The sequence below is a fragment of the Sphingobium sp. FG125 genome (assembly GCF_057809795.1).
Genome location: NZ_JBMDKQ010000010.1, coordinates 1 through 12,860 on the forward strand (window position 1 = coordinate 1; position 12,860 = coordinate 12,860).

A 12,860-nucleotide genomic window follows, 5' to 3' on the forward strand; every position below is an offset into this window, starting at 1 on the left:
CCCGCGACCTCCGGCGTGACAGGCCGGCACTCTAACCAACTGAGCTACACCCGCGCAGGGTGACATCTTTTCGGGATTTTAGTCCCCAGACGATGCTGCCTGATCCACCAAAATTCCCACCTTCCGGTCAAGGAAAGTGGCGCGAGTGACGGGGCTCGAACCCGCGACCTCCGGCGTGACAGGCCGGCACTCTAACCAACTGAGCTACACCCGCGTTCGGTGTGGAAGCGCCGTCTATGTGCGTCCGCCGGGACTGTCAACCGTCCGCATCGGCTGTTTTCGCATTCTCGTCACTTTCTTTGCGTGGCGCGACCGTCAGCGTCCCCTGCTCGAACAGGAAACCGGCGATGTCGGGCGTGCCGGCGGCTGAAACGACGGTCTGGATGATGATCAGCAGCGGCACACCCAGCAGCGCGCCCGGCGTCCCCCACACCCAGCCCCAGAAGGTCAGCGACACGAGAATCAGCAACGGGTTCATCGTCAGCCGCCGCCCCAGCACCGTGGGCGTGATCACATTGGCCTCGACCAGATGAAAGCCGACCTGGAGTGCCGCGGGCATCAGCGCCACCCACACATCGTCGAACACCATCAATCCGCCCAGCGCCAGCAGCACCGCCGCCAGCATCGGCCCGAAATAGGGAATGAAGTTCAGCAGCGCGACGATCCCGCCCCACATCAGCGGCGACGGCATCCCGATCAGCCACAATGCCAGCGCAACCGCCAGACCCAGGCACAGGTTGATGACGGCAATGGTGATGACATAGGCCGATGTCGCGTCGACCACATTCTGGATCACCCGCGCCACCGCCAGCGCACCGTCGAAACTGTCGCGACTGTTGATCGTGCGTCGCCGCAGACCGGTCCAGCCCGCGAGGAAGAAGTAGATGATGAGCAGCCCGAACACCATCTGGATGATCGCCGCCGGGGCGGACATCGCCGCAAACTGGAGCAGCGATCGCGGCGTATCGACCGTGGCGGTCTGCGCCGCCGCAACCGGCCCGGTCGCCAGCATCTGCACCGTTTCGTCGACGAAGCGCTGGAGGTTGGAATAAAAGTCGATGAGCGGCGCGAGGTTCGCCTGAATCTGCGGCAGTCGCTGGGGCAGGATGCGGAACCAGTCGGTGGCCGGCACGATGATCAGCACCAGCGCGGTATTGGCTACGACCAGAAAGCCGATCACCGCCAGCAACGCGGCCAGCCCCGACGGCAGCCGGTGCCGCTCCATCCATTCGAGCAGTGGCACCAGCGCGATCGCAATCACCAGCGCGGCGGTCAACGGCAGGAAAAACTCGGCCCCCGCACGCAATGCAAAGGGCAGCGCCAGCATCAGGCCAATGCCTGCCGTCAGCGCGATCGATGCGAGCAACCGGTCGCGCCTGCGGTTGATTTCCTGCTGTTCGGGCAGTTTCACGGTGGATTGATTCTCCGGTCGAAAGACCAGTCCGATGTGCGCCCGCTGCCACCGGGCGTCAATTTGCAAAGCGGGGCCGGACCATGACCGGGCGCAGGAAAACAGCGACTTAACCAAATATTGGCCGAGCCGTTCTAGGGACGAACAGGGGAACGCAGAACGGGAATGGGCATGAAGGCCGCCACATTGTCATGGATGATCGCGCTGACGGGCCTTGCGGCGTCGCAGGCGGCATGGGCGCAACCGGGCGTCCGGCTCGACACGCAGATGTTCGTCGAGCGGGTGACGACCGATGTCAACGGTCGATCCCGCCGGATATTGGCCAGTGCCGACCGGGTCGTGCCCGGCGACCAACTGATCGTCATCGTCCATTGGCGCAATGACGGCAGCGCGCCGCTGCGCGATCAGGCCGTGGTGCGCCCGCTGCCGCGTGGCGCGCAGATAGACCCGACCGATCCCATCATGCAGGTGTCGGTCGATGGCGGCGCGCATTGGGGCCGGATGGAGCAGCTATGGCTGCCCACGCCCCTTGGCGGCACGCGCCGCGCCGTAGCCGCCGACATCACCCATGTCCGCTGGCCGCTGCCCGACGCTGTACCGCCCGGTCACGCGGGAAGGCTCAGCTATCGCGCGACGATGCGCTGATTTTTAACCGACGAACAGCAAAGCCGGATTTTCCAGCAATTTGCGGATCGCCTGAACATAGCTGGCCGCGTCCCAGCCATCGACCACGCGATGGTCGCAACTGATCGACAGGTTCATCAGCTTGGCCGCGACGATCTCCTTGCCCCGGAACATGGGCCGCTCGATCACCCGGTTTGGACCGATGATCGCGACTTCGGGCCGGTTGATGACCGGGGTGGTGGCGATGCCGCCCAATGGACCCAGCGACGTCAGCGTCAGGGTGGAGCCGGACAGTTCCTCCGACTTCGCCTTGCCCGAACGCGCGGCGTCGGCCAGGCGGCGGATTTCACTCGCCAGCTGCCACACATTGCGGTCCTGCGCGTCGCGGATCACCGGCACCATCAGGCCCGCATCGGTCTGCGTCGCCAACCCCAGATGCACCGACCCATGGCGGGTCACCACGCCCGCCTCATCATCATAGCGGGCGTTGAGCATCGGAAAATCGGGCAAAGTCTTGCAGATCGCAACGATCAGCAGCGGCAACATGGTCAGCTTTGGCTTGTCGCCCCGGCTGGCATTGAGCTGTTCACGCAGCACTTCCAGCGCGGTGACGTCGATTTCCTCGACATAGGTGAAATGGGGAATGTGCCGCTTGGACGCGGCCATATTCTCCGCGATGCGGCGGCGCATCCCGATGACCTTGACCTGCTCGTCGGGACGACGCGCGGACGCCCCCGCCGCGCGATAGCCCTGCCCCTGTCCGTAGAGCAGATAGGCGTCGAGATCGGCATGGCGGATATGGTCGCCCGCGGACTTCACCTGCGCGAGGTCTATGCCCAAGTCCTTCGCGCGGGCGCGGACGGCCGGGGAGGCCAGGATGGGGGAGCTGGGCTTCTCCCCCTCTCCTTCAGGGGAGGGGGTCGGGGGGTGGGGCTGTTCGGCCAGCGGCGCGCTATCGTCGATAGGCCCCACCCCAACCCCTCCCCTGAAGGGGAGGGGCTTTTCAGCTTCCGCTACCTCAACCGCACCCGGCACCTCAGCCTCAATCACTTCGACCGGCGGCATCGGCGCGACGACAGCCTCGCCCTCCACCTCAATCTCGACCAGCATCGCGCCGATCGAAACCTGATCGCCTTCTTCGCCCGCCAGCCGCACGACTATGCCTGCAACCGGGCTTTCCATCTCGACTGTGGCCTTGTCGGTCATCATGTCGGCAATCGGCTGGTCCTCTTCGACCCGGTCGCCAACCTTGACGTGCCAGCCGACGATTTCGGCCTGCGCAATGCCTTCGCCGATATCCGGCAGCTTGAAAGTGAAGATGGCCATAAATAGCTCCGTTCGTGTCGAGCGAAGTCGAGACACATGACTTGAAACTGCGCTTCCGTTTCTCGACTTCGCTCGAAACGAACGGAAGGGGGAGGAAGGCTCAATCCTTCATGATCTTGTTGATGGCTTCGCGGATGCGGACGGGACCGGGGAAATAGGCCCATTCCAGGCTGTGCGGATAGGGCGTGTCGAACCCGGTTACCCGTTCGATCGGCGCTTCGAGATGATGGAAGCAGCGTTCCTGCACCTGCGCCAGCAGTTCCGCGCCAAAGCCGCTGGTGCGCGTCGCTTCATGCACGATCAGGCAGCGCCCGGTCTTTTTGACCGACGCCTCGATCGTCTCTATGTCGAGCGGCACGAGGCTGCGCAGATCGGCAATCTCCGCGTCCAGACCCAGCATTGCGACCGTATGTTCCACGACATGGACCATCGTGCCATAGCAGAGGATGGTCAGCGCCCCGCCCGCCCGCGCAATCCGCGCCTTGCCAAGCGGGATGCGATAATAGCCGGATGGCACCTGCGCATCCTTATGCCCGGCCCAGCTGGTCGCCGGCGTGTCATATTCGCCGTCGAAGGGACCGTTATAGATGCGCTTGGGTTCAAAGAAGATCGTCGGATCATTATCCTCGATCGCCGCGATCAGCAGCCCCTTGGCATCATAGGGGGTGGACGGGATCACCGTCTTGATCCCCGAACAATGGGTGAAGATGCCTTCTGGGCTTTGGCTATGCGTCTGACCACCGAAGATGCCGCCGCCAAAGGGCGACCGCACCGTCATCGGCGCGATAAATTCGCCCGCCGACCGATAGCGCAACCGCGCGGCTTCGGACACGAGCTGATCGAGCGCGGGATAGATATAGTCGGCAAACTGAATTTCCGGCACCGGGCGCAACCCATAGGCGCCCATGCCGACGGCTACGCCGATGATCCCGCATTCGGTGATCGGCGTGTCGAACACGCGGTTCTTGCCATATTTCTGTTGCAGCCCGGCGGTGGCGCGGAACACCCCGCCGAAAAAGCCGACATCCTCGCCCATCACCACGACGGTGGGGTCGCGCTCCATCATCACGTCCATGGCGCTGTTGATCGCCTGGATCATGTTCATGTGTTGAATGTCAGTCATGAGCGTTCCTTCCCTCTCCCTTGAGGGAGAGGGTTGCGCAGACTTGGCGGCTTTGCCGCCCAGTCGAAGCTGGGAGAGGGTGAGCGGCGGTTGAACGACGGGACCACGCAGCCCCCTCTCCAACCTTCGCTAGGCGACAAGCCGCCAAGCTACGGTATCCTCTCCCCGCCGGGGAGAGGAGGAAGTTGCGCGCCCTCACAGCCCTGCCGCCTTCCATTCGTCCAGCATCTGTTGCTGCTGTTCCTTCAGGTGCCAGGGCATGTCCTCGAACACATCCTCGAACAGGCTCTCCATCGGATGGTGCAGGCCGTGGCCAAGGATACCGTTCTTCTCCGCCTCACGCGCGGCATCGCGGACCATCTCGGCCAGTTCCTTGTCCATCGCGGCGTGGCGTTCCTGGTCCCAGATGCCAAGGGCGATGCAATGCTGCTTCAACCGCGCGATCGGGTCGCCCAGCGGCCACAGGCTGCTTTCCTCGGCAGAGCGATAGGCAGTCGGATCGTCCGACGTACTATGCCCTTCGACGCGATAGGTGAAATGTTCGATCAGCGTCGGCCCGGCATTGGCGCGCGCCCGGTCCGCGGCCCAGCGGGTCGCGGCATAGACCGCAAGCACGTCATTGCCATCGACCCGGAGGCCCGCAATGCCATAGCCTACGGCGCGCGCGGCAAAGGTCGTCGCTTCGGCCCCGGCAAAGCCTGAAAAGCTGCTGATCGCCCATTGATTATTGACAATATTCATGATGACCGGGGCGCGATAGACGCTGGCGAAGGTGCAGGCGCTGTGGAAGTCCCCCTCCGCCGTCGATCCCTCACCGCACCAGGTTGCCGCGATCCGCGTGTCGCCGCGCGCGGCGCTGGCCATCGCCCAGCCAACCGCCTGGGGATATTGTGTCGTCAGATTGCCGGAGATGGAGAAAAAGCCCGCCGCCCGCGCCGAATACATGATCGGCAGCTGGCGGCCCTTCAGCCGGTCGCCCTTGTTGGAATAGATCTGGTTCATCATGTCGATGATCGGCCAGTCGCGGGCGATCAGGATGCCCTGCTGGCGATAGCTGGGAAAGCACATATCGTCGCGATGCAGTGCCAGCGCCGCGCCGATCGACACCGCTTCCTCGCCGGTCGACTTCATGTAGAAGCTGGTCTTGCCCTGCCGCTGCGCCCGGAACATCCGCGCGTCAAACGCACGGGTCAGAGCCATAGCGCGCAGCATCCGCAGCAGCGTTTCAGGTGGCAGATTGGGGTTCCATTGCCCCACCGCCGCGCCATTCTCGTCGAGCACCCGCACTAGCCCATAGGCCATGTCGCGCATGGTCGCAGGCTGCGCCGTCTCGTCCGGGCGAGGCGCTGCGTCGGCAGCGGGAATATCGAAATGGGTGAAGTCCGCGCTCTCGCCGGGGCGGGCGGGCGGCTCAGGGACGTGCAGGCGCAGCGGGGGCAGATTGCGTCCCGACTCGCCCTGCAATCCTGCCGAAACATGCGGATCGGTCATCCTGCCTCCTATGCTGCATCGCAATAATGTTGCTTGCTGCTAACATTATATTACGTCGCCGCGAAAGGCAAGCCTTCCTTACCCATTTTTCCTTTTCACTATGTCCGGCTCACTGTCGCCTTAGACAGCGACCGGCGCGGAAATATGGGCTTGCGGCGCGTAGTCGATCACCTCGAAATCCTCGATGGCGTAGCTGAAAATGTCCGAAGGCCGCCGATTGATCCGCAGTCTGGGCGCGCCACAGGGAATTCTCTCCATCTGCGCCTCCACCAGCGCGGCGTGGTTCAGATAGAGATGCACATCGCCGCCCTGCCAGACAACTTCGCCCGGCTGCAGATCGCATTGCTGCGCCAGCATCCGGGTGATCATCGACAGGCCGAATATGTTGAAGGCGAACCCCAGCCCCAGGTCGCAACTGCGCTGGAACAACAGTCCGTTCAATTTCCCGTTCGACACCTGAAACTGATAGGTCATATGGCACGGCGGCAGCGCCATATTGGCGACTTCCGCGACATTCCATCCGGTGAACAGCAACCGCCGCGACCCCGGCGTTGCCCGGATCGCCGCGACCAGATCGGCAATCTGGTTATGCCCCTGCGCTGCCCGCCGATAGAGACCATCGCCCGCTGCTTCATAACGCGGCCAGTTGACCCATTGCGCGCCATAGACCGGGCCCAGATCACCCCATTGCCGCGCGAACGCTTCATCATCGATGATTCGCGCCTCGAACGCATCCCGGTCGATCGCCTCGCCGGTTGCGCGGCGATAGGCGTCGAGCGGCCAGTCGGTCCAGATATGCACACCCTGTCGCACCAGTTCGCGGATATTGGTGTCGCCCGACAGGAACCACAGCATCTCCCGCGCCGCGACCTTCCAATAGACGCGCTTTGTGGTCAGCAACGGAACAGCGTCGTCGGCCAGCGAAAATCGCATCGTCGCGCCCAGGATCGACCTTGTGCCGACCCCGGTGCGGTCGATCCGCTCGTCACCATGCCGCCAGATGTGGCGCATCAGATCGAGATATTGCTGCTCATAATGGGGCATGGTGTCGCGCAAGGGCGGGGATCCTGAACTAAAGGCTTTGGATTGCCTCCGCTGTAGCCCAGCCAGTCCCGCCCGCCAATCTCCCCTTCGTTCTGGACCAGATTGCGGGTGTCTTTCACCATAATGGCGCGGCTTGCGCTGGCGAGGCGGAACCGGGCTGGGTCACATTTCTGCCATGGCCGGACTGGACCTGCTCATCCTCGATCGCACCTGGCGTCCGTGCAACCGCGTGCCATTGGCGCACGACTGGCGTACCGTCATCGGACAGTTGCTGGCGCTGGAGGGGCGATGGCTGGCCATCCACCAGCAGCGACCCGGCGACATCCCCGCCCTGCCCCGCCCTGCCGACATCGCCCTGACCCGCGCCCTCACGCGGCGGCTGCGCCCGCTCGACATGCGGCTGGCCGACCATATGATAGAGGCCGGGGAAAGCCGGTTCAGCTTCCGCGCTGCCGGGCTGTTATAGAGCCGCAAAAAAAGCCGCTCTGCCCGCTTGCCAGCCTGAAATGCCGCCTCTATAGGCTGCGGCCTGCCTTACGGGGTCGCTTCATGGCGGCTTCGGCATCGGTCGGGGAATAGCTCAGCCTGGTAGAGCACTGTCTTCGGGAGGCAGGGGCCGGAGGTTCGAATCCTCTTTCCCCGACCAACTTTCTTCACAGCATCATGAACTGATCCACCCCTTCACGGGGAACGGCCATCCGCGCCGGATTTTGTTGTGTCCACGCAACGTCCGGCCTGTTCCGCGCTGGCCAGCGACTTTCGACAGATGTCATATGTCGAAAGCGGGCGGCCCCAAGTTGCGCAGTCGTAAAAGATGTTTGACCCGGCCCCGCCCTGCCGCGATGATCCAGCCCATCGGTACGGCCAACCGGCCGCATCCCAAGCACAATCCGACCCGCTAAGTGCGGGCATTTGCAGGTGGAGACGAACCTTGCACAGAAGAGATTTTCTGGCCTTTGGCACCATGGGCGTGGGCGGCCTGATCCTGCCGTCAATGTTCGGCAAGGTCATCGCCGCCGAAGAATTGAGCAGCGCCATCGACGTAGCCGTCAAGAAGGCGCTGGCCGACGCAGCGATGAACGCGGCCAAGAGCGCAGGCGCAACCTATTGCGACGTGCGCGTCGGTCGCTACCTGCGCCAGTTCGTCATCACCCGCGAGCGCAATGTGGAAAATATCGTCAACACCGAATCGACCGGCGTCGGCATCCGCGTGATTGCTGGCGGAGCCTGGGGCTTTGCCGCGACGAACGAGATGACCAGGGAGGCTGTCGCCAAGGCCGCGACCCAGGCCGTCGCCATTGCCAAGGCCAACGCCCCGACCCAGTCCGCCCCGGTGCAGCTCGCCCCGGTCAAGGGCGCTGGCGAAGTCAGCTGGCGCACGCCGATCGTCAAGAACAGCATGACCGTGCCGATCAAGGACAAGGTCGACCTGTTGATGGGCGTCAACGCCGCCGCCATGGATGCAGGCGCGGACTTCATCCGCTCGATCCTGTTCCTGGTCAACGAGCAGAAATATTTTGCCAGCACCGATGGCAGCTATATCGACCAGGACGTCCACCGCATCTGGGCACCGATGGAGGTCACCGCCGTCGACAAGGCGACCGGCAAGTTCCGCGTGCGCGAAGGCCTGTCCGCGCCGATGGGCCTGGGCTTTGAATATCTGGATGGCGCAGCATCGGGCAAGACCGTGCTGCCCAACGGCGTCACCGTCTATGGCAACAGCTATGACATGAAGGAGGATGCGATCGCCGCCGCCAAACAGGCGCGCGCCAAGATCAAGGCGCCTTCGGTCAAACCGGGCAAATATGATCTGGTGCTGGACCCCTCGCACACCTGGCTGACCATCCACGAATCGGTCGGCCATCCGCTCGAACTCGACCGGGTGCTGGGCTATGAAGCCAATTATGCCGGCACCAGCTTTGCCACGATGGACAAGCTGAAGGCCAATTTCCAATATGGCAGCGACACGGTGAATATCGTCGCGGACAAAACCCAGCCCGGCAGCCTGGGTGCGGTCGCTTTCGACGATGAAGGCGTCAAGACCAAGAAGTGGGATTTGATCCGCAACGGCAAGCTGGTCGGCTATCAGGCAATCCGCGATCAGGCGCATATCGAGGGAAAAAGCGAGAGCGACGGCTGCTGCTATGCCGACAGCTGGTCCAACGTCCAGTTCCAGCGCATGGCGAACGTCAGCCTTGAACCCGGCAAGGCCAAGCAGAGCGTGGCCGACATGATTTCCAATGTCGAGGATGGCATTTACATCATCGGCGACGGCAGCTTCTCGATCGACCAGCAGCGCTACAACGCGCAATTTGGCGGGCAGCTTTTCTACGAGATCAAGAACGGCAAGATCACCCAGCAGATCGAGGATGTCGCCTACCAGATCCGCACCCCGGAATTCTGGAATGCCTGCGCCGGGGTGTGCGACGCCAGCGACTATCGCCTGGGCGGCTCCTTCTTCGACGGCAAGGGTCAGCCTGCGCAGGTTTCCGCCGTGTCGCACGGGTCAAGCACCGCGCGCTTCAACGGCATCAACGTCATCAACACCGCCCGTTCGCTCGGTTGATCGGTCAGGGAGAGAAAATATGAGCATCCTTTCCGAAGCACAAGCCAAGGCGATCCTGACCAAGGTCGTGGGCTTTTCGAAGGCGGACGAATGTACCGCGCAGCTGACCGGTTCGATCCGTGGCAATGTGCGCTTCGCCCGCAACGACGTGTCCACCGCAGGCATTACCGACAATATCGAACTGTCGGTGCAGGTGGCCTATGGCAAGCGGGTCGGTATCGCGACCATCAACCAGTTTGACGACGCCGCGCTGGAACGCGTCGTGCGCCGGGCAGAGGAACTGGCCAAGCTGGCCCCGGAAAACCCGGAATTCATGCCCGCCGTCGAGAAACAGAGCTACACGCCGACCCCCACATATAGCGCCGCCACAGCCGGGATCACCGCCGACTATCGCGCCAAGGTGGCGATCGATTCGATCGCACCCTGCCGCGCGGAAAAGCTGATCGCGGCGGGCTATCTGGAGGATCAGGCCGGGTTCGTCGCCTTCCTGAACAACAAGGGCAATTACGGCTACCAGACCGGCACCAGCGCCGATTATACCTGCACCGTCCGTACCGAGGACGGGCGCGGGTCCGGCTGGGTCGGACATAATGTGCAGGACGTCGCGACCTTCAACGCAGGCGAGGATATTCGCGTCGCCATGCGCAAGGCGAGCGCGTCGGCGGAGGCCAAGGCGCTTGAACCGGGCAAATATACCGTCATCCTGGAACCGGCGGCGGCCGCTGGCCTCATCCAGTTCATGTTCTTCTATTTCGACGCGCGATCGGCCGACGAAGGCCGCAGCTTCCTGTCGAAAAAGGGCGGCGGCAACAAGCTGGGCGAACAGGTGTTCGGGCCGCAGGTCAATTTCTTTGCCGACCCGGCCTATCCGGGCGCAGCCGTCTATCCGTGGGACGAAGAAGGCCTGCCCCGCAAGAAGATGCCGATCGTCGAGAATGGCAAGCTGCTGAACATGGAATATTCGCGTTACTGGTCGCAGAAGCAGGGCAAGCCCGCCATGGCCCAGCCGGGCAATCTGATCATGACCGGCGGGACCAAATCGACCGCCGATCTGGTGCGCACGACCGAGCGCGGCATATTGGTGTCACGCACATGGTATATCCGCATGGTCGATCCGCAGACGGTGCTGCTGACCGGCCTGACCCGCGACGGCACTTTCTATATCGAAAATGGCCAGATCAAATATCCGATCAAGAATTTCCGCTTCAACGAATCCCCCGTCATCATGCTCAACAATGTCGAGGAACTGGGGAAGCCCGTCCGGGTGAAGGGCGACGAAGCGGACGCGCCGATGGTCGTGCCGCCGATGAAGCTGCGAGACTTCACCTTCACATCACTGTCGGACGCGGTGTGATATCAACGAATGTGATCCTCCCCCTTGTGGGGGAGGTGGCTGGCGCAGCCAGACGGAGGGGTGTCGTCCTATCGATAAGGCGACACCCCTCCGTCAGCACTTCGTGCTGCCACCTCCCCTGCAAGGGGAGGATTTCCTAGCGGGCCAACTCTCGTTGCATGATTCTCAAATCCTGAGACGCAGGACTTTTATGCGCTTGATGGCGGGTGGTCTGGCCAGCGCAATGCTGGCCCGTCCGCTCGCCGCCGCCGGGGGCTATGATTTCTGGTTCACACGGCTGCGCTACGAATCCGGGGACTGGGATGTCGACCAGCGGATGCCGTCTAACCTGATCACGTCGCTGATCGACTATACGACGCTACGGGTCGATCCGAAGGAGCATGTCATTGCCCTGTCGGACCCCAAAATGCTCACCGCGCCCTTCTGTTATCTGGCCGGGCACAAGCTGGTCGAGTTTTCGACCGCCGAGCGGCGCAATTTCGAGCGCTATGTCCGCAATGGCGGCTTCGTGCTGGTCGATGATTGCAACCATGATATTGACGGCCTGTTCGCCCGATCGTTCGAGGCGCAAATGGGCAAGATTTTTGGGGCCAGGGCGTTGAAGCAACTGCCCAACGCCCACCCGCTCTACCGGTCCTTCTTCAAATTCGACGGGCCGCCCAATACCGGCCTGGAATTGAATGGCTGGGGCGATGATCTGGTCCATGACTATCTGAAAGGGATCGAGATCGAAGGGCGGCTGGGCGTGCTGTACAGCAACAAGGATTATGGCTGCGAATGGGACTATGACTGGCGCAACAAACGGTTCCTGGCCGAGGATAATACCAAATTCGGGGTCAATATCGTGATGTATGCGCTGTCGGTGTGATTATTCAGCTGTTTGTCATTCCCGCCTTCGCGGGGATGACGGACCATGTGACAGGACATAAAATGACCAGCATCACCGAAGCCGATATTCAGGGCCAGCTTGCCAGCCTGACGCAGTTGCGCGCCGCGATCGGGCAGGCGATCGTTGGGCAAAGCGAGGTCGTCGAACAATTGCTGATCGGCCTGCTGGCGGGCGGCCATTGCCTGCTGGAGGGGGTGCCGGGCCTCGGCAAGACCTTGCTGGTCCGGTCGCTCGGCGAAGCGCTCAAGCTGGAGTTTCGCCGCGTCCAGTTCACGCCCGACCTGATGCCCAGCGACATTCTCGGCACCGAATTGCTGGAGGAGGACCATGGCACCGGCCATCGCAGCTTCCGTTTCCAGAAGGGACCGGTGTTCACCAACCTGCTGCTGGCCGACGAACTCAACCGCACCCCGCCCAAGACGCAGGCGGCGCTGCTGGAGGCGATGCAGGAAAAGACGGTGAGCTATGCCGGCGTGACGCATCAACTGCCCGCGCCCTTCTTCGTGCTGGCGACGCAGAATCCGCTGGAGCAGGCCGGCACCTATCCGCTGCCCGAAGCGCAGCTTGATCGCTTCCTGCTCCACATCCGCGTCGATTATCCGACCGAGCAGGAAGAGCAGGACATCCTCGCCCAGACAACCGGGGCGAAAGCCAACGCCGTCCCCGCCGTGATGCATGGCGAAGAGGTGCTGGCGCTACAGGCATGGGTGCGGCAGGTGCATTTCAGCGATGACCTGCTGCGCTGGGTGACCCGCATGGTCCGCGCCAGCCGCCCCGGCGACGGTGCGCCCGACGAGATCCGCAAATATGTAAAATGGGGTGCGGGGCCGCGGGCTGGCCAGTCGCTCATTCTCGCCGCGAAGGCGCGCGCGCTGCTGCACGGACGGCTGGCCGCCACGCGCGAGGATATTGTCGCGCTGGCCGCGCCGGTTATGCGCCATCGCCTGCTATTATCCTTCGCGGCGGAGGCGGAGGGACGCAGCGCCGACGATGTCGTGGCCGCCCTGCTCCGCGCCGTGCCGCTCAACTGAG

At 63.1% G+C, this 12,860-nt stretch carries 11 protein-coding genes and 2 tRNA genes; 7 read left to right on the plus strand and 6 right to left on the minus strand.

What is annotated here, in order from left to right:
* Positions 1 to 137: 137 nt before the first annotated feature.
* Together ACODSR_RS11270 and ACODSR_RS11275 are read right to left on the minus strand one after the other, a co-directional pair.
* Positions 138 to 214, minus strand: a tRNA-Asp gene (locus ACODSR_RS11270).
* Between the two features lie 42 nt (positions 215 to 256).
* Entirely contained in the window at positions 257 to 1,411 is a 1,155-nt protein-coding gene (locus ACODSR_RS11275) for an AI-2E family transporter (RefSeq protein WP_489076495.1), read from the minus strand.
* Positions 1,412 to 1,582: 171 nt separating this feature from the next.
* Here ACODSR_RS11275 and ACODSR_RS11280 point away from each other — a divergent pair, with 171 nt between their 5' ends.
* Positions 1,583 to 2,056 carry a hypothetical protein gene (locus ACODSR_RS11280; protein WP_489076497.1) on the plus strand — a complete coding sequence of 158 codons (474 nt, stop codon included), beginning with the start codon at positions 1,583 to 1,585 and terminating at the stop codon, positions 2,054 to 2,056.
* Between the two features lie 3 nt (positions 2,057 to 2,059).
* Here the strand turns inward: ACODSR_RS11280 and ACODSR_RS11285 are convergent, their stop codons facing one another.
* The 4 genes from ACODSR_RS11285 to thyA all read right to left on the minus strand — a co-directional run bounded on the left by ACODSR_RS11285 (position 2,060) and on the right by thyA (position 7,019).
* Positions 2,060 to 3,361, minus strand: a complete 1,302-nt coding sequence (locus ACODSR_RS11285) for a dihydrolipoamide acetyltransferase family protein (RefSeq protein ID WP_489076499.1) — start codon at positions 3,359 to 3,361, stop codon at positions 2,060 to 2,062.
* 100 nt (positions 3,362 to 3,461) lie between these two features.
* The gene (locus ACODSR_RS11290) at positions 3,462 to 4,466 is read right to left on the minus strand and encodes an alpha-ketoacid dehydrogenase subunit beta (protein WP_489076728.1); all 1,005 of its coding nucleotides are present in this window, start codon (positions 4,464 to 4,466) and stop codon (positions 3,462 to 3,464) included.
* A gap of 213 nt (positions 4,467 to 4,679) precedes the next feature.
* Entirely contained in the window at positions 4,680 to 5,975 is a 1,296-nt protein-coding gene (locus ACODSR_RS11295; protein ID WP_489076501.1) for a 3-methyl-2-oxobutanoate dehydrogenase (2-methylpropanoyl-transferring) subunit alpha, read from the minus strand.
* Positions 5,976 to 6,095: 120 nt separating this feature from the next.
* On the minus strand, positions 6,096 to 7,019 hold the full coding sequence (gene thyA, locus ACODSR_RS11300) for a thymidylate synthase (RefSeq protein WP_489076730.1): 924 nt from the start codon (positions 7,017 to 7,019) through the stop codon (positions 6,096 to 6,098).
* A gap of 175 nt (positions 7,020 to 7,194) precedes the next feature.
* On the opposite strand from thyA, the gene ACODSR_RS11305 reads away from it, so the two are divergent.
* The 6 genes from ACODSR_RS11305 to ACODSR_RS11330 all read left to right on the plus strand — a co-directional run bounded on the left by ACODSR_RS11305 (position 7,195) and on the right by ACODSR_RS11330 (position 12,859).
* Positions 7,195 to 7,485 carry a JAB domain-containing protein gene (locus ACODSR_RS11305; protein ID WP_489076503.1) on the plus strand — a complete coding sequence of 97 codons (291 nt, stop codon included), beginning with the start codon at positions 7,195 to 7,197 and terminating at the stop codon, positions 7,483 to 7,485.
* A gap of 103 nt (positions 7,486 to 7,588) precedes the next feature.
* Positions 7,589 to 7,665: transfer RNA gene (locus tag ACODSR_RS11310), tRNA-Pro, on the plus strand.
* A gap of 285 nt (positions 7,666 to 7,950) precedes the next feature.
* The gene (locus ACODSR_RS11315; RefSeq protein ID WP_489076505.1) at positions 7,951 to 9,585 is read left to right on the plus strand and encodes a TldD/PmbA family protein; all 1,635 of its coding nucleotides are present in this window, start codon (positions 7,951 to 7,953) and stop codon (positions 9,583 to 9,585) included.
* 19 nt (positions 9,586 to 9,604) lie between these two features.
* Positions 9,605 to 10,939, plus strand: a complete 1,335-nt coding sequence (locus ACODSR_RS11320) for a TldD/PmbA family protein (RefSeq protein ID WP_489076507.1) — start codon at positions 9,605 to 9,607, stop codon at positions 10,937 to 10,939.
* Positions 10,940 to 11,138: 199 nt separating this feature from the next.
* Entirely contained in the window at positions 11,139 to 11,807 is a 669-nt protein-coding gene (locus ACODSR_RS11325) for a DUF4159 domain-containing protein (protein WP_489076732.1), read from the plus strand.
* Between the two features lie 62 nt (positions 11,808 to 11,869).
* Complete coding sequence (locus ACODSR_RS11330) at positions 11,870 to 12,859, plus strand: AAA family ATPase (protein WP_489076509.1); 990 nt, start codon at positions 11,870 to 11,872, stop codon at positions 12,857 to 12,859.
* Position 12,860 lies beyond the last annotated feature (1 nt).